General features: G+C 68.5%; 17 protein-coding genes, 1 tRNA gene and 3 pseudogenes. 6 read left to right on the top strand and 15 right to left on the bottom strand.

Annotation, left to right across the window (positions count from 1 at the left end; all coding sequences use genetic code 11):
* Positions 1-14: 14 nt before the first annotated feature.
* Complete coding sequence (locus tag DLJ47_RS14670; RefSeq protein ID WP_109900582.1) at positions 15-659, bottom strand: FMN-dependent NADH-azoreductase; 645 nt, start codon at positions 657-659, stop codon at positions 15-17.
* Between the two features lie 83 nt (positions 660-742).
* On the opposite strand from DLJ47_RS14670, the gene DLJ47_RS14665 reads away from it, so the two are divergent.
* Positions 743-1,231 (top strand): MarR family winged helix-turn-helix transcriptional regulator, encoded by a 489-nt coding sequence (locus DLJ47_RS14665; protein WP_109900581.1) that lies wholly within the window; start codon positions 743-745, stop codon positions 1,229-1,231.
* 128 nt (positions 1,232-1,359) lie between these two features.
* Here DLJ47_RS14665 and DLJ47_RS14660 read toward each other — a convergent pair whose 3' ends face one another.
* Positions 1,360-2,373 (bottom strand): potassium channel family protein, encoded by a 1,014-nt coding sequence (locus DLJ47_RS14660; RefSeq protein ID WP_109900580.1) that lies wholly within the window; start codon positions 2,371-2,373, stop codon positions 1,360-1,362.
* A 168-nt stretch (positions 2,374-2,541) separates the two neighbouring features.
* Between DLJ47_RS14660 and DLJ47_RS14655 the strand changes: the two genes are divergently transcribed.
* Complete coding sequence (locus DLJ47_RS14655) at positions 2,542-3,156, top strand: helix-turn-helix domain-containing protein (protein WP_109900589.1); 615 nt, start codon at positions 2,542-2,544, stop codon at positions 3,154-3,156.
* Between the two features lie 135 nt (positions 3,157-3,291).
* Positions 3,292-3,891: a ClpP family protease gene (locus tag DLJ47_RS14650; RefSeq protein WP_109900579.1), complete on the top strand. Its 600-nt coding sequence runs from the start codon at positions 3,292-3,294 to the stop codon at positions 3,889-3,891.
* 369 nt (positions 3,892-4,260) lie between these two features.
* Here the strand turns inward: DLJ47_RS14650 and DLJ47_RS14645 are convergent, their stop codons facing one another.
* On the bottom strand, positions 4,261-4,629 hold the full coding sequence (locus tag DLJ47_RS14645; RefSeq protein ID WP_109900578.1) for a winged helix-turn-helix transcriptional regulator: 369 nt from the start codon (positions 4,627-4,629) through the stop codon (positions 4,261-4,263).
* A gap of 104 nt (positions 4,630-4,733) precedes the next feature.
* Here DLJ47_RS14645 and DLJ47_RS14640 point away from each other — a divergent pair, with 104 nt between their 5' ends.
* Positions 4,734-5,582, top strand: coding sequence for an SDR family oxidoreductase (locus DLJ47_RS14640; RefSeq protein ID WP_109900577.1), 849 nt, complete (start codon positions 4,734-4,736; stop codon positions 5,580-5,582).
* Between the two features lie 72 nt (positions 5,583-5,654).
* Here DLJ47_RS14640 and DLJ47_RS14635 read toward each other — a convergent pair whose 3' ends face one another.
* Together DLJ47_RS14635 and DLJ47_RS14630 are read right to left on the bottom strand one after the other, a co-directional pair.
* Entirely contained in the window at positions 5,655-6,626 is a 972-nt protein-coding gene (locus tag DLJ47_RS14635; RefSeq protein WP_109900576.1) for a zinc-binding dehydrogenase, read from the bottom strand.
* A 405-nt stretch (positions 6,627-7,031) separates the two neighbouring features.
* Complete coding sequence (locus tag DLJ47_RS14630) at positions 7,032-7,745, bottom strand: hypothetical protein (protein WP_109900575.1); 714 nt, start codon at positions 7,743-7,745, stop codon at positions 7,032-7,034.
* 75 nt (positions 7,746-7,820) lie between these two features.
* On the opposite strand from DLJ47_RS14630, the gene DLJ47_RS14625 reads away from it, so the two are divergent.
* Positions 7,821-8,315, top strand: a complete 495-nt coding sequence (locus DLJ47_RS14625) for a GNAT family N-acetyltransferase (RefSeq protein ID WP_109900574.1) — start codon at positions 7,821-7,823, stop codon at positions 8,313-8,315.
* Between the two features lie 81 nt (positions 8,316-8,396).
* Here the strand turns inward: DLJ47_RS14625 and DLJ47_RS14620 are convergent, their stop codons facing one another.
* From DLJ47_RS14620 to DLJ47_RS36900, 5 genes are all read right to left on the bottom strand, one after another.
* A complete protein-coding gene (locus DLJ47_RS14620; protein ID WP_233257836.1) occupies positions 8,397-8,900 on the bottom strand; it encodes a hypothetical protein in 504 nt (167 codons plus the stop codon).
* 144 nt (positions 8,901-9,044) lie between these two features.
* On the bottom strand, positions 9,045-9,707 hold the full coding sequence (locus tag DLJ47_RS14615) for an HAD family hydrolase (protein ID WP_109900573.1): 663 nt from the start codon (positions 9,705-9,707) through the stop codon (positions 9,045-9,047).
* Between the two features lie 167 nt (positions 9,708-9,874).
* Positions 9,875-10,027: an HAD family hydrolase gene (locus DLJ47_RS37875; protein WP_396780848.1), complete on the bottom strand. Its 153-nt coding sequence runs from the start codon at positions 10,025-10,027 to the stop codon at positions 9,875-9,877.
* Positions 10,028-10,195: 168 nt separating this feature from the next.
* Positions 10,196-10,271, bottom strand: a tRNA-Arg gene (locus tag DLJ47_RS14605).
* 210 nt (positions 10,272-10,481) lie between these two features.
* Positions 10,482-10,763 carry a hypothetical protein gene (locus tag DLJ47_RS36900; RefSeq protein WP_233257839.1) on the bottom strand — a complete coding sequence of 94 codons (282 nt, stop codon included), beginning with the start codon at positions 10,761-10,763 and terminating at the stop codon, positions 10,482-10,484.
* Positions 10,764-10,973: 210 nt separating this feature from the next.
* Here DLJ47_RS36900 and DLJ47_RS36895 point away from each other — a divergent pair.
* Positions 10,974-11,075: pseudogene (locus DLJ47_RS36895) on the top strand (IS5/IS1182 family transposase); the annotation flags it as partial.
* Positions 11,076-11,421: 346 nt separating this feature from the next.
* On the opposite strand, the pseudogene DLJ47_RS14590 reads toward DLJ47_RS36895, so the two are convergent.
* From DLJ47_RS14590 to DLJ47_RS37645, 5 genes and pseudogenes are all read right to left on the bottom strand, one after another.
* A pseudogene (locus DLJ47_RS14590) lies at positions 11,422-12,039 on the bottom strand (IS5 family transposase); the annotation flags it as partial.
* 108 nt (positions 12,040-12,147) lie between these two features.
* Complete coding sequence (locus DLJ47_RS14585; RefSeq protein WP_146228094.1) at positions 12,148-12,579, bottom strand: hypothetical protein; 432 nt, start codon at positions 12,577-12,579, stop codon at positions 12,148-12,150.
* 59 nt (positions 12,580-12,638) lie between these two features.
* Positions 12,639-12,845, bottom strand: a pseudogene (locus DLJ47_RS37870) (IS630 family transposase); the annotation flags it as partial.
* Between the two features lie 212 nt (positions 12,846-13,057).
* Entirely contained in the window at positions 13,058-13,243 is a 186-nt protein-coding gene (locus DLJ47_RS37865) for a helix-turn-helix domain-containing protein (RefSeq protein ID WP_146228092.1), read from the bottom strand.
* 677 nt (positions 13,244-13,920) lie between these two features.
* Positions 13,921-21,459, bottom strand: a complete 7,539-nt coding sequence (locus DLJ47_RS37645; RefSeq protein ID WP_274703361.1) for a ricin-type beta-trefoil lectin domain protein — start codon at positions 21,457-21,459, stop codon at positions 13,921-13,923.
* Between the last annotated feature and the right edge of the window lie 934 nt (positions 21,460-22,393).

Genomic DNA, 22,393 nt, shown 5'->3' with positions numbered 1-22,393 from the left:
GTCCGGGCGGCACCTCAGCCGACTCGGGCCGGCACCCAGAGCTCGTCGATGGCGCGCTCGGCCGCCGCGAGGCTCTCCTCGTGCAGCGGGATCAGCTCGGCCATGGCCGGGACCACCGGGGCGAGGGTGAGCTCGGCGGTGATGAAGCGCGGCTCCATCCCGGTCTGCGAGATGCCGTGCGGCAGCCAGGGCTCGGCGTGGTCCCAGCCCTCCCGCGGGGTGCCCGCTCCGTAGCCGCCGCCGCGGCTGGTCAGCACGATGAACTCCCGGTCGCCCAGCAGCCCGGCGTTGGTTTCCGGGTCGTACGCGATGCCGGGCGCGATGAGGTGGTCGACCCAGGTTTTCACGCTGCTCGGCGCGCCGTAGTTGTAGAGCGGCAGCCCGAGCAGGACGGTGTCGGCCCGCTTGACCTCGGCCACCAGCCGCTCGGTCAACTCCCAGGACGCCCGCTGCTCCGGGGTGTGCTGGTCGACCGGCACGATCCGGGCCAGGCCGCCGGCCTCGTCCAGGTGCGGCAGCGGCTCCCGGCCGAGGTCCCGATAGGTCACTGTGCCGTCCGGGTGGGCGGCCCGCCAGGCGGCGGCTGCCCGGGCGGTGAGCCGGCGGCTGACCGACTGCTCGCCGCGGATGCTCGAGTCGATGTGCAACAGGTGTGGCATTTGACTAACCCTCCACAGATCGTTTGTGTAGCGCCAACCATTTATAGCAGGCCGATGTTCCGTGGGTGGGTAGACTGGGTCACATGTCTGCCCCGTCGGTCGGCCAGTCGGAGCGCCGGTCGGGGGCGCTCCTGGAGTACCTGGCCCGGCGGATGCGACTGCGCTCGGAATCGGTGCTCGCGCCGCTCGGGCTGCGCCCCCGGCATCTGGTCGCGCTCACCGTGCTGCGCGACGCGGGCGGCATCGGTCAGCAGGCGCTGGCCAGCACCCTGCAGATCGACAGCACCAACATGGTGGGGCTGCTCAACGACCTGGAGGCGGCGCACCTGGTGGAGCGGCGACGCTCACCGGAGGATCGCCGCCGGCACGACGTGTTCCTCACCGAAACCGGGGCGAGCCGGCTCGGCGAGGCCGAGTGCGCCCTGGCCAGCGCCGAGGAGGAGGTGCTCGGCGCGCTGGGTCCGGCGGAGCGCGACCAGCTCTACGAGCTGCTCCGGCGGGCGACCAGCGGAGCGCCGGCCAGCTGCGCCGCGGCGGTCACCGACGAGGCGGAGCTGGACGCCAGCTGCTGAACCGGCCTACCGGCAAGCCGAGCCCCGACAAGTCCGACCGGGTTGGCCCGGACGGGCGCGTCACCGCCGGGCCAGCCGGCCCGCTGCCGGCCGGCACCGGATGACACCGGGTCTGGCCGTCCGGACGGTCAGCTCGTCGGAGCCGCCTGCGGCCGGTCGTCGCGGACGTGCACCAGCATGTCGCCGGTCTCGATGACCGCGCCGGCCCGGTCGGCCAGGGTGACCACCTTGCCCCGCCGGACCAGGGCGATGACCAGCGAGTCCAGCTCGCGGGGCGAGCGGCCGACCTCGTGGCGCTCGGCCGAGCGCATCGCCAGCGCCATCCCCTGCCCGGGCGTGAGCAGATCCTCCACCACGTCGATCAGCGGCGGGGCGGAGGTGGAGAGCCCCAGCAGCCGCCCGGCGGTCGCCGACGAGACGATCACGTGGTGCGCGCCGCTCTGCTTGAGCAACGGGGCGTTCTCAGCCTCCCGGGCGGCGGCGATGATCCGCACCTGTCCCGCGGTGAGCTGGCGTACGGTCAGCGCCACCAGGACGGAGGCGTCGTCGCTGTCGGTCGCGATGATCACCGCCTTGGCGTGCCGCACGTGCGCCTCGTTGAGCACCGAGGAACGGGTCGCCGAGCCCTCGATCGCCACCAGCCCGGCCGAGGTGGCCTGCCGCAGCGCCGGGCCGTTGCGTTCCACCACCACGATCCGCGACTTCTCCAGACCGTTCTCCAGCAGAGCGGAGACCGCGCTCCGGCCCTTGGTGCCGTAGCCGCAGATGATGACGTGGTCCTTCACGGTTCTCCTCCACCGCGACAGGCGACGGCCGGTGCGGTACTGCTCGGTCAGGACTTCCAGCGTGGTGCCGACCAGGATGATCAGGAAGAGCACCCGGGCGGGGGTGATGTACAGGACGTTGATCAGCCGGGCGCTCTGGCTGACCGGGGTGATGTCGCCGTAGCCGGTTGTGGAGAGCGACACCACGACGTAGTAGAAGCAGTCGAGGAGGGTCATCCCGTCCTCGTTGACGTCCCGGTAGCCGTCCCGGTCGAGGTAGACCACCGCGACGGTGGCGAGGACCAGCCCGACCGCGGCGGCCAGGCGCAGGCTCAGCGCGCTCAGCGGCCCGCGCCGCTGTGCGGGAAAATGGATCACCGAGGGACCTGCTCCACCGACGCCTGCACGCCCACAACATAGCGGTTTCCCGGGGGGCCGCACGCCCGGGTGGAGATGGCGGGCGACCGGACCGGACCGGGCCGACCGGGACGGCGGAGAGCGGGCATGATGGAGGGGTCCCCGGACGACCGCGAGAGTGAGGCCCGCATGTCGTTGCTGCGACGAGTGATCGGCGGCGTGCTGCGCCGGCTCCGGCTGCGGCAGGGCCGCACGCTGCGTGAGGTGGCGGTGGCCGCCGGGGTGTCGGTGCCCTACCTGTCCGAGATCGAGCGGGGCCGCAAGGAGGCCTCGTCGGAGGTGCTCGCGGCGATCTGCCGGGCGCTCGGCATCCGCCTCTCCGACCTGCTCGAGGAGGCGCGGGACGACCTGCGCCGGGTGGAGCCGCGCATCCCCACCGCACCGCGGGCCGCCCTGGCCCGGTTGGAGCGGGTGCCGGTCACCCGCCACGAGGAGAGCGGCCCCCGCGTCACGGTCGCGCCACGCGCCGGCCGTACCCGGGTCGGCTTCGGCCCTGGTGCCGGCGACCCGAGGCCGCATCTCGGCGAGCCGAGGCCGTACACCGGCGGGTCCGTGGTGCTCACGGTCGGCGTGCCGGCGTACGTCGGCGGCGGGCTGCCAGGGCTCGGCTCGACCGTCGGCGGGGCGGGGCTGCGGGTGCGGCTGATCCCCTCCGCTCCGGCCGGGCGCCCCGGTCCGCGTACCGCCAAGGTGCTGGCCCGGCGGCGGGTCCGGGCGGGCCGGCGGCGGCTGACCCCGGCGTAGCCCGGCCCGGTTCTGCCCACGGCGGATCTGCCGCGGGCAGAAATCCTGGGGTTCCACGGGCGCCGCGCCGGAGGCTGGAAGCGCCGGTCCCCCGGGCGGTTCCGCCGCCCGCCGGCACGGTGGAAGGCGGACACGATGATCTCCAACGGCGTACGGATGCTGGACAGCGGGCAGCCGACCTTCGGTGACCAGGTCTACGAACGGCTGCTCAAGGAGCGGATCGTCTTCCTCGGCACCGAGGTGACCGACGCGACGGCCAACCAGATCTGCGCGCAGATCCTGCTGCTCGCCGCCGAGGACGCCGAGCGGGACATCTTCCTCTACATCAACTCGCCGGGCGGCTCGGTGAGCGCCGGCATGGCCGTCTACGACACCATGCGGTACGTCCGCAACGACGTGGCGACCCTGGCGCTCGGCTTCGCCGGCTCGATGGGGCAGTTCCTGCTCTGCGCGGGCGCCGCCGGGAAGCGCTACGCGCTGCCGCACTCGCGGATCATGATGCACCAGCCGTCCGGCGGGATGGGCGGCACCGCGGCGGACATCACCATCCAGGCCGAGAACATGCTGCACGTGAAGCGGACCATGCAGGAGCTGATCGCCCAGCACAGCGGGCGCACCCTGGACGAGATCCAGACCGACTGGGACCGGGACCGCTGGTTCACCGCCGAGCAGGCCCGCGAGTACGGCCTGATCGACCGGGTGCTCACCACCGTCGACCAGCTCCCGGTGGGTTGACGGCCCGGGCCGCGACGGGGGCGGCCCGGGCGGGGACGCGCGACGGCGGCCGGCGATGGTCCCGCCGGCCGCCGTCGCGTGCCCGATAGGCGACCGCCGGTCGCCGGTCCATCCGTCAGAGCAGGTGGGCGAGGTGCGCGGTACGACGCACGCGGTCCACCGTCGGATGGCGCTAACCGGCGGGAGCCGGCACGGCGCCGGACGCGCCCCCTCGATCGCGTCCGACACCCAACGTGGGAATGTCGTCACGTGCCGGTCCCCCCATAGGGCGGAGCCTATGCGCGGTGGGAACGGCGCGCGCGGGCTCACGGCGCAGCGTCTTGCCGGCAATCTTCGTTACATCGATGGTTGCCTCAGGCGGGCCGATCGTCACCGGGCGTCGTAGCGGGCCCGGGCCGCCTCCACCTCGGCCAGGTGGTTGGTGGCCCACGACTCCAGCCCGGCGACCAGGTCGAGCAGGCTGCGGCCGAGGTCGGTCAGCGCGTAGTCGACCCGGGGCGGCACGCTCGCGTGCACCGTCCGGGTGACCAGCCCGTCGCGCTCCAGCCCGCGCAGCGTCTGGGTGAGCATCTTCTGGCTGACCCCCTCGATCCGCTGGGCCAGCTCGCCGTAGCGCCTGGTGCCCTCGGCGAGGGTGAGCACCACCAGCACGCTCCACCGGTCGCCGATCCGATCCAGCACCTGCCGGCTGCCGCAGTCACGGGCGTAGACATTCGGCTGCACGCCACCACTCTCCATCGGTAAGTCACGCACTCGAAGGTGCCTACTCTCCAACGGGAAGTGTGGGCTCGGTGTTCCCGTTGACGCTGACGACCGACACCGTTCTCGCAAGGGAGTGCTCCATGTCCATCGTCGTCACCGGCGCCACCGGCCACCTCGGCCGCCTGATCGTCGAGTCGCTGCTGCGCCGGGGCGTACCGGCCGGGGAGGTCGTGGCGCTCGGCCGGGACACCGGCCGGCTGGCCGACCTGGCCGACCGCGGCGTGACCGTACGGCGGGCCGACTACGACGATGTCGAGTCGCTGCGCGCCGCGTTCGCCGGTGCGGAGCAGCTGGCGTTCGTCTCCGGCACCGACATCGGGCGGCGGGTCGAGCAGGCCCGCAACGTGGTGACCGCCGCCCAGGAGGCCGGTGTCCGGCTGATCGCCTACACCAGCGCCCCCAAGGCGGACACGTCCAGCCTGATCCTGGCCGTCGACCACCGGGGCACCGAGCAGGTGATCGCGGACTCCGGCCTGCCGTACGTGTTCCTCCGCAACAGCTGGTACTTCGAGAACTACCTCCCACAGATCCCGACGTACCTGGAGCACGGGATCGCCGGCGCGGCCGGGGACGGCCGGATCAGCGGCGCCGCCCGCGCCGACTACGCCGAGGCCGTCGCCGCCGTGCTCACCACCGAGGGCCACGCCGGCCGGGTGTACGAGCTGGGTGGCGCGGGCTTCACGATGACCGAGCTGGCCGAGGAGCTGTCCCGGCAGACCGGCCGGCAGGTCGGCTACACCGACCTGCCGGTGGAGAAGTACGTCGAGGTGCTCGTCGGCGCCGGCCTGCCCCGGGGGTACGCCGAGGTCCTCGCCGACGGGGACCGGGCCGCCGCCCAGGGCGAGCTGCACGTCGAGGGCGACGACCTGGCCAAGCTGATCGACCGGGAGCCGACCACGCTGGCCGAGGCGATCCGCGCCGCGCTCTGACGATCCCGCCCGCTGCCCCGCCCGGTTGTCCGGCGACGCCGGGTGGGGGCGCCCGCCCCCACCCGGCGTTGCTCAGGTCGTCAGCACCACCTTGCCCAGCGCGCGGCGCCCCTCCAGGTCGGCGTGCGCGGTGGCCGCGTCGGCCAGCGGGTACGTCGACACCCGCGGCCGCCACCAGCCCCGGCCGGCGAGTTCCAGCGACCGGCCGGCCAGGCCCGGGATGCCGCCCGGCAGGGCGCGCATCCGCTGGCCCAGCCACCCCACGGTGAGGCCCCGCTCCACCAGGTCCGCCGTCTCGACCCGGGTCGCCGCGCCGGACGACCAGCCGAACATCATGAACCGGCCGCCCGGCCGCAGCAGTTCCAGCGCGGCCCGGCCGACCGCGCCGCCCACCCCGTCCCAGACCAGCGTCACGCCGCCGACCCGCTCCCGGACCCGGTCGGCCCAGTCGGGCAGCCCGTAGTCGACCACGAGGTGCGCGCCCAGGTCGTGCAGCGGCGCCGTCCGGTCGCTGCCCCGCGCCGCCGCGACCACGGTGGCCCCGGTCGATCGGGCGGCCTGGACCAGCAGCCAGCCCATGCCGCCGGCCGCCGAGGGCACCAGGACCACGTCGTCCGCGGTCGGGCGTTCCAGCTCGAAGACGCCGAGGGCGGTCCGGCCGGTGCCGACCGCGGCCACCGCCTCGGGGAAGTTCAACGCCTCCGGTACGGCGAACAGCGACTCGACAGCGGTGACCGCCTGCTCGGCGTACCCGCCCGGCACCATGCCGAGGTGGGCGACCACCCGCTGGCCGAGCCAGGATCCGTCGACACCCGCGCCCACCTGGTCGACCACCCCGGCGACCTCCCGGCCGGGAATCGTGGGCAGTTCGGGCAGCGGCAGCGGGCCGCCGGCCTCGCCCCGGCGCAGGGTCGTGTCGAGCAGGTGCACCCCGCTGGCCCGGACGGCGATCCGCACCTGGCCGGGGGCGGGTGAGAGGTCCGGCAGGTCGTCGAGGACCAGGTTGCCGGGCGGACCGAACTCGTGAAGCTGAATCGCACGCATGAGACGATCCGACAACTTCAAGGCCGGTTGAGGTCAATCCCTGGCGACTGACCTCACAGCTGTCCGGCGTGCCAGCGGACCGACGCGGAGCGCCGTCTTCTTTGCTGGAACGCCGACCGGCCTCCTGTCATTGGAAGCGCCTACCGGGCCTCCTGGCCGCGGTCGGCCGGCTGATGAGGGAATCCCTTCGCCTGCGGCGTACCACGATCAAGTTGGCCTTCCTCTTCAAGCCTTGCAGGATTCTGTCCTTCATCGCAGGGCCTCCCCTCGCGCGTTCGGGCAGGGCGACGCCACACGACGGGCGGGCGGCCCGAGTGACAGCGGCGCGCGGCATTCGCGGACCGCGTACCCGCCGAGCCATCGGTCATTCGCCGAGCCGCAACCGGGCTGGTAACCCCGGGGCTACTACAGCACCACCGGGAGGGGCTCGATCCAGCAGCTCGCCACGTGCGGCTCGACCAGTCGCCTCGCCTCCTCGGCGTCCGCCTCGGTGAGGAAGACGCCCAGGTTGTGGGGACGCCGGCGGCCGTCCTCCTCGGTCACCGCAGTGAGCAGGTGCAGGTGACGGTGCCGGTCTCGGCGTACGCCCACCGGCAGGCCGGTGAGGAACGCCTCCGCGACCTCCTGCGGTGAGGCGATGTCGAGCTCACCGCCGACCCCGAACAGCGGCTTGGCCGGCCACCTCGGGTCGTACGGCGTGAACGGGTTGAAGAACGAGGGTTGCAGGTCCGACAACACGCCCTCGCACCACCCCACGCCGCCGGCGAGGACGTAGCCCATCACCCCCTGGCTCTCCAGCACGAGCACCCGGTGGTGATCCTCCGCGGGGCAATAGTCATCCGGGAGGCCGCCGTAGATCCCCGCGGCCTCCTCCTCGGTCGCGCATCGGATCACCAGTCCCCGGTACGACGCCTGGACCTGCATCGCGTCGGCCAGCCTGAACAGCACCTCGACGGTGGTCGGGAGGCGGGCGTGACCCTCGGGCATCACGTCGGCCCGCAGGAGCAACTGACCATGGGTCGCGGAGTACGCCCACAGCCCGAACAGCCGCTCGCTACGAAAGAGTTCGGCACCGGGGCGGAAGTCCTCGTCGCGCGAGAGCCAGACCCTCGACGTCATCCGGCCACCTTAGACACCGCGACGGCCCAGCCGAAAACGCATTGCCTGGTAACCCAACCGGCGGCAGCCTTCAGAGTGATCGAGACGCGTGCCCTCAGTGAGGGCGATTGGAAGGTCTGGCGGGAACTGCGGCTCGCTGCGCTGACGGAGGCGCCGTACGCCTTCGGTTCACGGCTGGCGGACTGGCAGGGCGACGGCGACCGTGAGGAACGCTGGCGCGGTCGACTGGCCATCCCCGGCTCGTACAACGTGGTGGCGATGTTCGACGGGCAGCCCGTCGGGATGGCCAGCGGAGTGCCGACGGATCAGGACGGCGTCGTCGAGCTGATTTCCATGTACGTGGCGCCGATCGGACGTGGCCGAGGCGTGGGCGACCACCTGCTGCACGCGGTCGAGCAGTGGGCTCGCCAGGTCGGCGCAGGGGCGCTACGGCTGGCAGTGGTGGCGGACAACAAAAACGCCTGGGCGCTCTACCAGCGGAACGGCTTCCACGACACGGGCGAGCCCGGCGACCTGATGCCCGACGGTGTACGCAGGGAGCACGTCATGGTCAAGAGCCTCGCCCCTTGATGCGTCGCAGCCAGTAGGCGTTGATCAAGGGTGTGACCTGGTGCCCCGGCAGGATTCGACCTGCGACCCACGGGGTCGACGTCACTGCCCTTCGGCAGCGGAGGCTGGGCTGCTCAGCCAACCGATGAGCGACAGGTACTGTCGGAGTTCGGCCGGGATCAGGCCTGGTTGGCAGATCCACTCGTCGGCCAGGGTCGCGACGAGCAGCTCGTTCCGCTCGAAACGGAGCAGGATCCCGCCGACGGCCGGAATCGTGCTGTATCCCTGGGCAAGGCCGACATCAACGAGGCACTGCCCGACCACCTCGTTGAGCAGGTCGGTGGGTTGGACCGGTCCGACCACGGTCCGTCCGTTCTCCTGCATGTCGTACGACGAGTAGGGCTCTTCCTCGGTGAGCTTCAGCAGGTCACCGCAGCCGTGGGCCATGATGGCTGGCACTCCCTCGAAGTGCAGCCAGAAATGCAGCAGACCGGTAGGGCCCGTCACTGGCCTCTCGTCGTACCAATGCCGCGCCTCGGTCACCGCAAGCAGGCGTCGCCCCAGGAGCGGGCGAAGTAGAGCGGCAATGGCCACGGGATCCGGCACGGGCGCACCATAGCAGCGCTACACCGCCAGTTTGGAAGATCGATCTCAGCTGACCTGCCCTTCCGGATCGCCCGGTCAACTGGGCCGTAGTCGTGCCCGATCATGACCGCTGCTGACCCCCTGGCCACCGCCAGATCGCCGCCATCAACGAGTGGTGGCGACCAACTTGCTCAAGGCCGGGAGCACGCCGCGCAGGTCGTCGTCGTCCACCGTTGCCGTCGCCGCCGTCCGCGCACCGGTCGAGGCATTGAACGCCACGCTCAACCCGACCGACGCGAACAGCGGCAGGTCGGACCGGCTGTCACCGACCGCGCCGCACGAGCGGGGGTCCAACCCCAGCTCTGCTGCCCGCGCGAGGCCGAAGTCCCGCTTGTCGTACTCGTCGAAGTGGCGGGCGACGCGGCCCGTGAACCGTCCCTCGACGATCTCCAACTGCGGCCCGCTGAACGAATGGAAACCGAAGCGGCTGGCCAGGTAGCTACCGACCGGGGACCAGGCCAGGGTCGCCAGCACGGGCACCAAACCATTCCGTCGGCACCACGCCACGGTCTCCGCGATGCCCGCAATCAGGGGAAGTCCGGCGAGCCAGCCACGAACCCGCTCCTCGGGCACCCCTGCCCATCCGGCGGCGTCCAACTCCGAGACCTGCCGGTTGTCCAGTACACCAGCGGCGTACGCGTCCTCAGCCTCGGCCAGTTCCTCGCGATGCCCGAGGAAGCCCGCCAGGAAGACCGACGAGCTCGTCCCCGGGACGAGGGTGCCATCGACGTCGAAGAAGACGGCGCCTACATGATCGGTTGAGAACACCAGCCAAGGATGTCAGCAACACCACGCGACGCATCAGCTTGCCGCGTTGTGTTTCGCAACCAGGGTAGGGAGTTCGTCCAGTGAATCGATGCGGAACAGGTACTGCTCAGACACGGCTGGCATGTCGAGGATGTGACCCAACGGAGAGCGCCGGATCAGGCACGTCTTCATACCGGCTTCTTGGCCGGGCGTGCATCGTTGTCCGGCCGATCGCCGACGTACAGGGTCGAAGACGCGTCGCCGCCGCCTTCACGAATGACGTGCTCGAAGAAGGCCGGTGACGGCTTCGCCACGCCCCAACCGTGGGACGTGCCGACCACATCCACGGCCAGGTCGAGCGCACGGAGGGTCGCCTCGGCATGGGCTGGTTCCTCCGTTACGGCCGCGCTGCGTGTGGATCCTGGGCGAAGGTAGCGAGGCGTTCGGGCACGCAGCGGGCACGGAAGCCCCGGAAGGCCGAACAGTGATCGTTGATCAAGGCTGTGACCTGGTGCCCCCGGCAGGATTCGAACCTGCGACACACGGTTTAGGAAACCGTTGCTCTATCCCCTGAGCTACGAGGGCGCGAGCGCCCAGTCTAGCGACCTGGGGTTCACCTGGGATGGCAGGGAGTGGCCCACGTTCACCCACGTCACGCGGACCCCCGTTCTCCCAGCCCAGGACCACACCCCGAGCACACGAACCCCGGGTTGCGACCGGCGGTCGGCCACGGTGACCCGCGTTGGCACCGGTTGACCCCGGTTGGCATCCGCTGGAGAGCACACACCGCGCACATCAGCCAAGATCATGGTGTGCCGCCCGCTCCCCCTCCCGGGAGTCGCCGGCCGGCAGGAGGCTCGTCGGCGGCATCCCTTCGCGGGCATCGAGCGCTGGCTCATGGCACGACGCGGACGCCGGGCCAGCGTTCGGTGGGGCGGCGGTGTCGGGCGAGTCGTTGCCGGGAGATCTCCGGGCTGACCCTGTTCGGGTTGCACCGCTACACCCGTCGAGCAGGTCGTCGAGACCGTGGGGCGCGCAGACCACGATCTGGTCGTGCGCGTCGAGGCGGACAGCCACGGCCGTGGCGTGCTCGGGCCAGGTGGCGACCGCGTCGGCGTTGATGCGCAACGAAGCCACCCGGTCGCCGCCGAACTTGGTCGCATATTGCGCCTTTTTATCGTGATCATGCTGGTCGCGGCGGGTGCGGGTGCCCCGGAGTTCGATGAGAGCCAGGCTCCAGGTAGGACAGCAATCGACCAAGATCCGATGCCACTGCCGAGCCTCGCCGTGCTGTCTTACCCCGCCACGATCCCGCTGTCCAGCCGAACCCTGAACCACCTCGCCGAGCTTGTTCGCACCCACCGCCGACAGCGTCGACGACGAACGCGCCACGCCACGCTCAGGTGCTGGAAAATCCTGACCGAGCTGCGCAGCTGTCCCCGCCGCGCGACCGCAATCCTGCAGGCCATCCTCGTCCTGCACCGCGTCGAGACCAGCCGCTACCGCCGCCACCAGCAGCAACCCCAGAACGCATTGACCCTGACCGTGACCCCTCGCCAGGACAACGGAGACAGTTGCCAGTACGCAACACAGATCGCATTGGCGACCCGGCCGGCCCCTGTTAAGAGGTCCTAACAAATTCGTACGACGTGTCGGTACGTGATGATGCAGGTGGCGAGGGCGAGGAAGGCTTCGTGGATGTCGCCGCGGCGTTCCCAGCGGATGCGTAGCCGTTTCATGCCGTGGTACCAGGCGATCGTTCTCTCGACGACCCACCGGAACACGCCCCGGCCGGAGCCGTGGGGCTGACCTCGGCGAGCGATCCGCGGGCGGATGCCTTTGGAGCGTACGGCCCTGCGGTACTTGTCGTGGTCGTATGCGCGGTCGGCGAACACCTGGCGGGGCGCCGGCGCGGTCGTCCACGGCGGCTTCGTACCAGTGGGATCTTGTCGATCAGCGGAAGCAGTTGGGTGACGTCGTGGCGGTTGCCACCGGTCAGCGACACGGCCATGGGGACGCCGGCGCCCTCGGTCAGGACGTGGTGCTTCGAGCCGGGGCGGGCGCGGTCGACCGGGCTCGGCCCGCTTTTGGGCCACGTCGGGCGGCCCGCACATGGGGAGGAGTCGATCACGGCGCGGGACCAGTTCAGCTTGCCGGCGGACTGGAGTTCGGCCAGCAGCAGCTCGTGCAGCCGCTGCCACACCCCGGCCCGGTTCCACTCCTCCAGGCGTCGCCAGCAGGTCATCCCGGACTCGAACCCGAGCTGTTGGGGCAGGAACTCCCGCTGGATGCCGGTGTGCAGCACGAACAAGATCCCACACAGCACCTGCCGGTCCGGGATCCGCTTGCGTCCCGGGTGCTGTGGATTGAATCGACGAGCGGCTCGGGTCCGGTCGCGTCCTGGTCATGGGGATGCGGACGGTGCGCTTGTGGTGGCGAGTCCGTTCCGAGTGGTCTTTGATCAGTCGGGGCGGAAATCCGGGCTTGTGAGGTCCACGCTGATGGACAGGCCCGAGCTTGACCTGATCGTGGAGTGGGGCCCGTGGATGGCTGCGTCGACAAACGGGTTGGAGTCTTCCAGGTAGACGACCCACACGAGGGTCTTGTTTTGGTCGAGCCTGGCGAAGAATCCTTCTGAGCCGTAGGACCCTTCGCCGCAGCATAGATATCCGGAACCGTCGGGCAGCGGGAGCTCGATGGTGGTGATGATGCAGGTCTGCCATTCTGGGTTGGCCAGCAGCCATGCTTCGAGGTCGAACGGCTGGAGCAGCGCGAGGCCGCCGGGCATCGAGGTGTCGAGTCGCACGGCGCGGGTTGACCCGTCGGCTCGGTAGAGGCCGCCTCGGATCGGGAGGTTGTCGGCCAGCCAAAGCCGAGTGATGGTGCTGGTCACGGTCGGCACCGACCCTTTCGCCGGTCGGCCTTAGCCAGGATCTGATCGGCGGTCTGGTTGCGGTGCCGGGGGTGGCAGGCGTCCGCGGTGATCCGCCCGGTGGCGACCTCGAGGGCGGCGAACAGGGTGGTGGTGCCATGGCGCATGTAGTCGTGCGTACGGCGTTCGGCCTGGTCGAAGCGCATGGGAAGCAGTGGCGCCGTCCGGTCCAACGCCTGGATCTGGGACTTCTCATCGACGCAGACCACCACGGAGTTCTGGGGCGGGTCCAGGTAGAGCCCCACCACGTCGCGGATCTTCGACTCCAACTGCGGATCGGTGGAGAACTTGAACGTCTCGACGCGGTGCGGTTGCAGGTCCCAGTCGCGCCAGATGCGGGCCACCTCGGCAAAACTGACCGGCATCCCCGTTCCGCTCATGTGATCGGCCATCAGTCGGGCTGACCAGTGCGTGACTCCCAACTCGGGCGGCGGCGGGCTCAGCGTGGCCACCACCACGGCCGCCTCGTCGATGACCGGAGGCCCCCCGGCCGGGGTAGGTCTGCCAGGGCATCGATCCCACCAGCCTCGCACCGAGCCCTCCACGAGATCACCGTTTGACGCGTCATCCCGACCCGCCGCGCGATCTCAGCGTTACGGAGCCCATCAGCGGCCAGCAGCACCATCCGAGCCCGCAGCACGTGCCCGGCCGGAGCCGCAGACGAGCGGGTCAACGCCCGCAGTCGAGCGTTATCACCAGGACCAAGGATCAGCGGCGAGGCAACCGTCACACCAACAGTGTCCCCCACCCACACTGTCGAATCACTTCAACACGCGACATTAGAGATCATTTTGTTAGAACCTCTAAGATCTAGAGATGAGTCTGAAGTCGCTTCGGACAACACCGAACTCAGCGGGTGCAACCCAGCAACTAAAACGACTCCCAACGATACTTGACTCGTCAACGCCTAACTTTATCGACAGTATGGCGGCGTCGGTCTTGTACGTCTTAAATGTATCGGCGACATCTCGGTATTCTGCAATCCCTCCCCGTTTGGCGACCACGATATATTCGACCCTCTTACCAGGCCTGTCCGCAGCGTCGCCCCGTGACTCATGAGAATGCCCCTCGTTTAATGGCAGGCCACACATGCCACACATGGGCGCATTATCGGAAGCTCTCGCTATGGCCACTACGATGCCTCGTCTCTTTCACCCAACACGAACTGACGTTTCGCTGACTTGAAGCGAGATTATTACGGAGCCAACAGCTGAAGGTCTTGCCCACGAGGACCTGCCCTCCAGCTACCAAGGCGCCACGCTACCTGACACGCCACCTCAAGGGCAATATAGGCTGTCAACGTCAGTCGTCCGAAGACCACGTATTAATGCCGCCAGCCCCATCGGGCCAATGATATTCGAAGGTCGCACCAGTATCCTCGGCGGACCGCTTCATCTGCCCTTGACATGGGCCACAAGGTGGCTCAATTCCAGCAATGCTAACAAGTCCACCCTCAGGAACCGGTGCAACGCCCCAGAAAGGGTCATTGTGAATTACACGATCGCCGACCATTGGAGCGCCGCCAGCAGCTCTCGATGCGCGATGCTCTGTGTGAACCGCCTGGCGCGCTCGGCCCTTTCCGAGGGCTGCCTCCTCGGGAGTGGTTGCACCACTGCGCAGTGCGTACCTGTGTAGCTCGTTACCGTCAGCGTCGCGGACCAGGACCTGTGCGAAATGCGTCTTATTCGTTACCGGCCCACAAACAATAGGCAGGTTCACGTTGTGCACGAGGACCGGCGTATTGCCGGCGATCACATAGTACGTGTGGATGTCGGCGATGGTGAGGTCGCGCATGTTCTGGGCGCTGGTGTGGTTGCGGACGGCGGTGACGGTGACGGTGTCTCCGTCGGTAGTGCGTAGTTGGTGTCCGACGGTGAGGTTGGCGGCGTAGACCCATTGTTGGTTGGTCTGGTCCCAGAAGGGGTGGTGCTGCGTGGTGTACAGCACCGTCGTTGTGCTGTCGTCCGTTCCGTCGGCTGGGGTGGTGTCTTCGATGCGGACGGTGAGGTCGGTCAGGTCGGTGTCGTGGTTGCTGTGCAGCTGCTCGACTGGTTTGGCCTCGGTTTGCCCCGTCTCCGGATCGGTGGCGAGGACGTGGTCGCCGTTCTCGATTTCGCCGATGGGTTTGTTGCTCCCGTCGGCCATCAGTACGAGGGTGGCGGGGGCGAAGCTGTGCGTCGCCACCGTGCATCCGGGGCCGGCTTTGGCTTTGGCTTTCCCGATGGCTTTGGCTGCCGCTCTGCCGGCGAGTCCGAGGGCGCCGCCGAGTGCGCCTTCCAGGATGACCTGCCGCCAGTCGACGGTGCCGGTCGCGATGCTCTGGTTGGCGGCGCTTTCGGTCATGCCAGCCGCGACATTGGATATCGCGACCATCCGCTTCGAGTTGGCTGCCAGTCCGACGGTCCGGACTAGCAGGGCACCAGCTCCGGCTCCGGCGGCGGCGCCGGCGGCTCCGGCCAGGCCACCGATGAGGGCTCCCTGGAACCGCTTGCCGTCTTCGGCGAAGGTGGCGCCGAGGCCAGCTCCGATCGCGGCGCCGGTCATGACGGCGCAGCCAATACCGGCGGTTCCCACACAGACCGCGATGGCGGCGATGGAGAGGACAGCTACGGTGGCGACAGCTTTTTGGTTGTCGCTCAACTCGATACCGGGTGCTAGTCCAGTGGGGTCGCTGAGGGTGATGGGGTTGTGGTGGGCGTAGGCGTAGGGGTTGAGGCTGTTGGGGTTGCCGGGGGCGACGAGTGGGTCGGGTGCGGTGAAGGTGCCGGTGTCGGGGTCGTATTCCCGGGCGCCGACGTCGAGGAGTTTGGTGGAGGGGTTGGCGGGTGCGTTAAGGAATCCGCGGTCGGTGGGCCAGTTGCTGACCTGGGAGCGGTCGGCGCCGTAGGGGGTGTACCAGCGGCGTTGAACGGCACCGGTGATGGGGTCGACGGTCAGGGTGGCGCTGTTCTGGTGGTCGGCTGCCAGCCAGGTGACGGTGGTGCTGCCGGCTTTGCGTACGGCGACGGTGGAGCCGGTGTGGGTGTAGTAGCGGGTGCCGGTGACGGTGTTGTTGGCCAGGCGGAGTTCTTCGCCGCCGAGGTAGAGAGTGGCGCCGGTGGGGTCGGTGCGGATGAGTGGGGCGCCGTCGGCGTCGTAGATGTGTTTGGTGTGCTCGGTTCCGCCGACGGTGGCGGTGTCGAAGCGGCCCTCGGGGTTGATGGTGTAGTTGGTGGTGATGCCGGCCACCGTGCGGGTGCGCATGCTGCCGTCGGGGTGGTAGCCGTAGGTATCGGTGCGGGTGGTGCTGCCGGTGACCGCCACTGACGTCATGGCGTGGACGCGCGGTTGTCCGACCGCTGGGTAGGTGTAGGTGCGGGTGGTTTGGGCGGTGCCGGTGCGGTGGGTGTCGGTGGCGCGGCGGCCGGCGGTGTCGAAGGTGTAGCTGTCCCAGTAGGGCTGTTTGCCGGTGGCCGACACGTTGGTGGGGTTGGCGGCGCAGTCGTCGAGGGCGGTGTACGCCTCGGTGAGGCGATGCAGTCCGTCGTAGGTGAAGCACTGGGACTGTCCGTCGGTGAGGTCCTTGATCGCGGAGACGTCGCCGGCGGGCAGGTAGGTGTACTGGTCGTTCTGGATGGTCTTGGGCGTGTCGGGCAGCGCCGGGTCGGGCAGGGTCGCGACGATGTTCGACAGCCGCCCGGTGGCCGGTTCCCACCCGTAACTGCGCTTGAGCTGACCGGCGCCGGGGTCGCCGTAGGTGCGCATGGCCAGTTGCCCGATGGGGGTGTAGTCGGTGTCGGTGACGTAGTTGCTGGCCCCGGCCAGCGTGGTCGGGTAGCCGTTGGTGTCGTAGGCGGCGGTGACCGTCTCCGCGGTCAGGCCGCCCTTCGCGCTGTACGTGACGCTGGTCAGGTGGTCGGCGGAGTCGTAGCCGTAACCGGTGGTGTAGGTGCCGGCGAGCTTGCCTTCGGCTGGGGGGATGGTCCACCGGGTGCCGGTGGGCCGGTACCGGTCGTCGTACCCGGTCGGTTCCACCTTGTACTCGGCGCCTGCGACGTATCGGATGGTGGAGGAGAGTTGCCCCTTGGCGAAGGCGAGGCCGTCGTAGGTGTAGGCGGCGAGTTTGGTGCCGGTGTTGAGTTCACCGGCCCACCGTTCCGTGACGCGCCCGACGGTGTCGTAGCGGTAGGAGATCTTTTGGCCGCGGGCGTCGATGGTCCATTCCAGGTCACCAATGGGGTTGTACTTGGAGCTGCTGCTGCCGGTGTTCGGGTCCTGGACGCTGGTGCGGTTGCCGGACAGGTCGTAGCCGTAGCGGGTCACGTTGCCGGCCGCGTCGGTGATCGTGGTCAGCTCACCGGCGGCGTTATAGCTGTAGCGGGTTTCCTCGACCGCGGTACCCGGTCGGACGGCGACCTTGGTCGCCTGGCCGGCGGCGTCGTGGTAGGTGGTGGAGTTGCCTCCCGACGGGGGCATGAGGGTGTGTCGGTCACCGTCGTAGCTGTGCCGGGTCCGCCACGTCTCCACACCGTTGGCTTCCAGCGCCTCGGCGGTGACCCGCCCGAGAGAGTCGTAGCTGTAGGTTGTGCGCGAGGCGAGGGTCGCCGGGCTGGGGTTGTCCAGCGCTGTACCGGCCGGTTCGGTGTTGTAGTAGGGCGCGGTCTGCGCCGCCACCTGCCCGCGGCCGTCGTAGCTGGTGGCGGTGATGATCCGTCCCGTTCCGCCCGGCGCGGTGCGTTGCGTGTTCCGTTCCCGTAGTCGGCCGTCGAGGAACTGGTACGAGGTCACATACACCGCCGGCGAGGTGCTCGTCGGACGGTCTTGCAGGGTCTGCACGGTCAGCTTGCTCGGTGCGTCCGCACGGATGTCGTAGGCGTACTTCACCGACGGCGGATCACCGTTCTCCTTCTTCTCCGTCGGCAGGTACACCGCGGACCGCCGACCCAACGGGTCGTACTCGGTCAGCGTGGTCCGCCCGTTGGCGTCCAGAACCTGCGTCGGTTGGGCTCGTCCGGTCTCGAAGGTCACCTTCGCCACGTGTCCCAACGGGTTCTGGACGGTGACGTCCTTCAACGGCAGGTTGTCCGCCGGGTTGTAGCTCGTCGTGGTGGTGTGGCCGCGGGCGTCCTTGTTCGTCAGCGGTCGACCCCGCGGGTCGTAGGTCGCCTCGGTGGTGGCCCAGGTGTCCGGCGCCGTGGTGAGCACCTGGTGTTTCGTCCGTCGCCCGATCGTTGGAGGCGTGTTGAGGTCGAGACTGTGGTCGTAGTAGGTGCGGTTCTGGGACAGGATCGTGGTGCTGCCGCATGCGCCTGCGTACTCCGTGGTCTGTTTGGGATAGGCGATCAGGTACTTCGTCGTGTTGAAGGCGTATTCGGTGCGGGTGCAGGTGTCATCGGTGGTGACGGCGGTGTCACCCAGGTCGCGGGTCTCGGTCGGCATGCCGTAGGCGCTGTCGTAGCTGGCCCGTGACTCGGTCCACCGCCACGTCCCGGCGGCACCGATCCAGGTGCGCGCCTTGGTCATCGTTTCCTTCACCCGGTGGGCGCGTACGTCCTTGCCGTCGTTGACAGGAGGGATACGCGTCGCAGTCTGGGTGACGGTCGGCACGTGGATGGTCGAGGCGAGGATATGGTTGCCGTCGAAGTCGAGGCTTTCCCGCAGGAACCCGTTGAGCCCGTCCGAATCGTTGAACCGGTTGAGCCACTTCTGCAGGATGCTGCCGCTGTTGCAGGTCCAGATCACCAGTTGGTAGTCCGCCCTGGTGCTCTGGCCGCTGCCCGCGTCGAGGCATTTGCCGGTCTGCGGATTCTTCAGGCTTCCGTTTGCCTGGGGCTCCCAGATCTGGTTCGCGTTCCCGGTGCAGTCGTACAGCATAATCTTGGTGCCGTCGACGGTCCCTGCGCCTTGGATGTCCAGACACCGGTTGGAAGCCGGGTTCTTCAGGCTGCCGTTGCTCTGTAGCTGCCACAGCTGATTCGGCAGGTTGTTGCACGTTCGCGATTGGACGACCGTACCGTTCGCGGTTTCGGAGTTCGCGAGGTCGATGCAGCGGTTGGCGTGGCTGACAGCCAGGCGCCGGTTCAACTGGAACGCTTGGTCCCACTCCCCCGTGCAGGTGGACAGCTGCAACGCGCCGGTGCCGTAGTTCGGGATGTCCAGGCACTTGCCCGACTGGGGGTTGATGAACGCGCCCTTAAGGTGCGGAACCCATTTCTGGTTGCTGGCGCCGGTGCACGTCCAGTACCGAATCGGTGACCCGTCGGCCGTGCCGCCGACGTCGAGACACCCACCGTAACCATTCTTGATAGCGCCGTCCGGCTGACGCTGCCAATTGAGACCGGGATAGTTCGCCGGGCACCAATTCACCGTGATGCTGCTGCCGTTTGCCGGCGGGAAGCCCGGGGATCCGACCCGTGCGCACCACTTTCCGTCGCCGGATACCGCACCGTCGACACCGGGGGTTCCGAGCGGAGCGAGCAGCCCAGCGTCGCGCCCATACCATGCCGTTTTCTGCCCGACAACATCCGTTAGGGCGTCGCCGTCCATCCCGCGGTAGTAGACGTTGCGGTTCTTGGTCTCGCCACCGCCACCGCTCTTTGTCGCGGTGACCGTGCTGTACCCCCGCCACTGCGACCAGGAGCGATACGCCAACTGGACGGTTTCATTGCCATCGTGCGCCCACAATGCCTCGTCTGAAGAGGCCTCGTTCGTATAGGCATACGAGGTGATCTCCTCGGGTGACCCGCCGGTGAGGTCCCTGTCCGTAACACTCGACACGACGTACTTGTGGAACCAACCGAATCCAGCGCTTCCGTCGGAGTAGTGACGCTGCGGGAAGCAGCGATCCGGGTTACGTTCCGGGGTCGGCGGCGTGGCCCGTGAACACCCGCCTCCCATATAGTTGACAAGCGTTTCCCCACCGGTGCCGGTCTGCACAGAGGTCAGCCGGTAGTGCCTGTATGGCGGCACACCTATATCGGTTCCCCAGTCCACCCGGTTGTCGTACGGGTCCCCCCCGAACTCGATTTTCGGCTCGACGATGGTGGCGCCGTCCACGCCCCGCCCGGTGTGCTCGATCGACTTCAACCACAGATGCGGGGACGTATCGTCGCCGGGCGGATCGATGTAGTCCCCCGTTGCCGGGAAGTCATGTTCCACCTTCCACTCGTCCACAACGCGGTACTGCGGGGGATTTCCCGCGTCGAGCACCATTGCCCGGACTGCGTACAACCGTTTGGTCGTCAGGAACGACGGGCTGGAATTCGTGCAGCCGACCTCCGACGCGCAGTAGAGATCCCATGGTGTGTCGAGATATTTCGCCCGATCAGGCAACCCACTGAGTTGGTCGACGCAGGGTTCGGCCACGCAACGCTCCCGGGTCTCGAACTCGACCCGCATCGGCGCCTGCTGGGCGTGCTCTTGGCCACGGTCGCCGTAGTCGACATAGTTGAGATGCGCGTTGAGATCGTACGCGAACGTGCGGCCGCTTCCGCTCGATGAATAAAAGTTCTGCAGTTTGGTGTAGCCGTAGGTCATGGAGTTGCCGTGCGGGTCCACCACAAAGTCGAGGTTCCAACGGTAGGCCTGATGGCAGACGCTGGGATAGCAGGGCTCGCCTGGGTTGTTACCGAACACCGGCACCGTTTGGACAGATTTGGTGCTCTCGTTGTCGTTGCTGTTCCGCTTGCTGACACCGAAGAAGTACTGAACCCCGTCCTGGGCCGTTACTCGCCAGAACTCGTCGTCGTCGTCCCCGTTGTTGACCGCGTAAGGCCAGGACGTGCGGTCGAGCTTCTCGATCCTCATCCCGTCGTCGCCAGCCGCCCGCCACTTCGTGCCGTCGAACACCAACTCGGAAGCCTTGCCGCCGAACACCATCGTGGCGTTGTACGGCGAGAACTGGCACAGGTCACCCACGTACGCGGTCGATCCGTCCTGCACGCACGGCCGGTAGGAGCGTTCGATGTAGCCGACCTGCAGGTCCCACCCGTCGCCGATCCAGGAGCTCTGACCGTTCTGCGTCGAGGTCTGCCCGTCTACCCGACCGCTGTCGTAGGTGAAGGCCAGGCTCGGCTGCGGACCGACACCTGCCGGGGGAAGGGTCAACTTGTAGCCGTAATTGAAGCTGCCGCTCTGATTCCCCGCCGACCAGGAGTACGCCTGCGACCGGTTGGTCTCTGCGAAGGTGCCACCGGCCGACGACGGCGTTGACGCCAGGGCCACCACCGAGGTCAGGCCACTTGCCTCAACCCTCACCTGCGCGGAGAGGGTGCTCCCCGAGCGAACCGCCTTCAGGTCCCGGCGTGTCCGGCACTTCGGGTCTTCCGGGGTGGTCAGGGCGCAGGCCGGCAAGGCTACGAGCCGCAGCCGCCCAGAGAAGTCGCCACCGTAGGCATTGGCGAAGTTCTGGTAGTCCACCCGTAGCTGAACGCGGCCCGGTCTGTCCGCGCCGTCGATGCGGGACAACGCCAACAACGAGCCGGCAACTCCCGCCGCCTTGGCCGCCTTCTCCTCCAACACCCGCACCCGGACAGACGTCGGTTGCCGCTCGAGACCGCGCATCGCACGCTGCTCGTCTTTCAGGCTGGTGACCGCCGGCGGGCTCACCGTCACTGGTAGTTCGCCGACCTTCGTAACCCGGCCCGAGACGGGCACCGCGGCGACCGCCGCCGGCGGCAGCGTCGTATGGGTGAGTCTGCTGCGACCCGGCCCGTCCGTCGCGCGTCTCGTCGGCTTCTGCTGCTTGACCTTGCGAGTCGGCACCGGTTTCTGCGACTGGTCGGACGGCGTCGGCTTCGGCTTCGCAGAAGCCGGCACATGCGTCAGCAGACTGGCCGTCAGCGCGAGTACTACCGCGACCACCAAGACCGGCCACGAACGGCTTCGCGCTAGTGCCCTCAACCAGCCCGACCCGCGACTGTTGCGCGGCCGCCGTTGTACCCCCGTGCGCCCGACCACGAGTCCTCCCCAGGACCGAAGCAACATCAACTAGGCGGCACACTATGGGAAGACATCGGTTCATAGCAATAAGTCACAGTGGTCTTTACTGCGCGTAACCGCCATCCTCGAGTGCCGAACTCACACTCGCCTGCATGGATAGGTAACCCAAGCCCCGAACAGACCTTTGCAAGATCACATTAAGTGATCAACAGGAGCACCTCTACCACGAGAAGACGGCGACGGCGGGCGGTGGCGTCGCGACAGCCAACCCGACACGTCCCCCTTCACGCGCACAGGTGGGAAGCGACGACTGCGTGGGTCAGCTCGACGCCCGTGCGCAGCTCCGCCTGGAACACCTCCTGCAGGCCCCGCCACGCGCCCTGGCCCTGCCCGCAGGCCAGCCGCCGCCAACACGTCGCCCCGGACAGCCACGGGATACCTGGGCAGCACGAACAGGATCCCGGCCGGCGCGAACCGGTCATCATGGGTCATGCGGCCGGGGTAGCGAAGTCGGCGGCTTCGAGGAGGGATCAGTGGGGCAATCCGCTCCCATGGCCCGTCAATGGTCTCGCTCTTACGCACCGGCCACTGAACCACCGACAATCGATTCCGCCTACAAGCGATAAGGCCGGCCCGAAGCGGAACTTCGTAAATCCCTATCGCGTACGCCGACCAGGGCCGGATCCAACCGGATCCGGCCCTGGCGCCTGTCGCGCTATTGCCGCCTAGTACTCCAGCCGGGGATCGTGATCACGGCTCGATGAGGGCTTGTCGGGCGTAGTGGCTGGTCATGGCTCTGGCTTGGTGGCGGCGTCGGCGGATGGACCAGAGCAGCGGGTCGTAGCTTCGGCGGGTG

The sequence above is a fragment of the Micromonospora sp. S4605 genome (genome assembly GCF_003176715.1).
GTDB lineage: Bacteria > Actinomycetota > Actinomycetes > Mycobacteriales > Micromonosporaceae > Micromonospora > Micromonospora echinaurantiaca.
The sequence above is the reverse complement of the archived record's forward strand: the minus strand, read 5'-3'. Positions and strand labels throughout refer to the sequence as shown.

What these genes read in the sequence shown, in the direction of transcription:
- DLJ47_RS14670 (WP_109900582.1), bottom strand. Translation starts at nt 659, where the DNA reads ATGCCACACCTGTTGCACATCGACTCGAGCATCCGCGGCGAGCAGTCG.
- DLJ47_RS14665 (WP_109900581.1), top strand. Translation starts at nt 743, where the DNA reads ATGTCTGCCCCGTCGGTCGGCCAGTCGGAGCGCCGGTCGGGGGCGCTC.
- DLJ47_RS14655 (WP_109900589.1), top strand. Translation starts at nt 2,542, where the DNA reads ATGTCGTTGCTGCGACGAGTGATCGGCGGCGTGCTGCGCCGGCTCCGG.
- DLJ47_RS14650 (WP_109900579.1), top strand. Translation starts at nt 3,292, where the DNA reads ATGATCTCCAACGGCGTACGGATGCTGGACAGCGGGCAGCCGACCTTC.
- DLJ47_RS14645 (WP_109900578.1), bottom strand. Translation starts at nt 4,629, where the DNA reads ATGGAGAGTGGTGGCGTGCAGCCGAATGTCTACGCCCGTGACTGCGGC.
- DLJ47_RS14640 (WP_109900577.1), top strand. Translation starts at nt 4,734, where the DNA reads ATGTCCATCGTCGTCACCGGCGCCACCGGCCACCTCGGCCGCCTGATC.
- DLJ47_RS14635 (WP_109900576.1), bottom strand. Translation starts at nt 6,626, where the DNA reads ATGCGTGCGATTCAGCTTCACGAGTTCGGTCCGCCCGGCAACCTGGTC.
- DLJ47_RS14630 (WP_109900575.1), bottom strand. Translation starts at nt 7,745, where the DNA reads ATGACGTCGAGGGTCTGGCTCTCGCGCGACGAGGACTTCCGCCCCGGT.
- DLJ47_RS37865 (WP_146228092.1), bottom strand. Translation starts at nt 13,243, where the DNA reads ATGGTGCTGCTGGCCGCTGATGGGCTCCGTAACGCTGAGATCGCGCGG.